Origin of the sequence: Streptomyces sodiiphilus (assembly GCF_039529215.1) — a bacterium.
Lineage (GTDB): Bacteria > Actinomycetota > Actinomycetes > Streptomycetales > Streptomycetaceae > Streptomyces > Streptomyces sodiiphilus.
In genome coordinates this window covers 1-1,142 of sequence record NZ_BAAAMJ010000111.1, presented here as the reverse complement: position 1 = coordinate 1,142, position 1,142 = coordinate 1, and the positions used below count along the sequence as shown (strand labels likewise).

Sequence of the window (1,142 nt, the reverse complement as noted above, 5' to 3'; positions counted from 1 at the left end):
CCGTCATGTTCGGCGAGTTCGTGACCTCGGGTGCGGCGGTGGTAGTGGCAGCGGCGGGCAATGGTCTGGTGCCGTCGTCGCCAGCGAGACCAGCTCAATGTGTGATCGAGCTTGCGGTGGTGTGGGGGTTGGGGCGGGTGAGCTGCCAGGAGTCGCCGGATCTCTGCCACGGTGAGGGGAACGAGGGCGCCGGAACCGTTTCTGCATCCCCCTTTTTCCCTTCCGAGGCGGCGATGGCGGCCAGGAAGGCGTGGGCGAGCATGGCGAGCGTGATATGTCGGTACCAGCCCGGATACCGGCGGACTTCGTACTCATCCAGGCCGCACTCGTTCTTCGCGGCCTGGAAGCACTCTTCGATCGCCCAGCGTGATCCGGCGATACGTACCAGCTCTTCGACGGTGGTGCCCTCGGGCGCGTAAGCGAGATAGTAGGCGATCTCGTCGGACCGGGCGAGACTGCGGCGGGCCAGCACCCACCGGCGGTGGGTGGGCTGGCCGCCATCGAAGATGTCGATGCCCGGCAGTGTCGCCGCGGCCCAGTCGTAGACGCGGGGGCCCTTGGCGCCGTTCCCGCAGGACAGACGCTGCCAGACGTCCTCGGGTGCGTCGGCGATGAGCTGGTCGATGCGCCAGATCCCGGCAAGGGACTTGATCTGCTGGGACTTCGGCACAGCCAGCACGTAGCCGACGCCGGCTTCCTCCAGCATGCGGCGCAAGCGCCACTCCTGGCCGTAGGCGGCATCCGCGGCCACCCAGGCGATCGGCAGGGGCGAGGCCAGGGCCCTGGCCACCATCACCTTGGCCAGGTCGCCCTTGGTGGCGAAGGTGCGATCCTCGGGGATCTTCGCCGCGGCACAGCGCTCGACGTCCTGTGTCCAGGACTTCGGCAGATACAGCTCCCGGTCCACCAGCGCCCGCCCATTGCTGGTGGCGTAGGCGGCGAAGACGCCGATCTGACAGTTCTCCGTGCGGCCGGCCGTGCCGGAGTACTGCCGCTGCACCCCAGCCGAGGTGATGCCCTTCTTGATGAAGCCCGTGTCGTCGATGATCAGCACGCCAGCCGGGTCCCCGAGCTTCTCGGCGACGTATTCCTGCAAGTCATCCCGTAACTCGTCAGGATTCCAGCACGCCCGACCGAGTAAG

General features: G+C 67.6%; 1 protein-coding gene. It reads right to left on the bottom strand.

Translation table 11 applies throughout. The annotated features are described in order from the left end of the window. Positions 1-94 precede the first annotated feature (94 nt). On the bottom strand, positions 95-1,142 hold a 1,048-nt coding region (locus ABD299_RS24825; protein WP_425581421.1), incomplete at its 5' end, for an IS701 family transposase.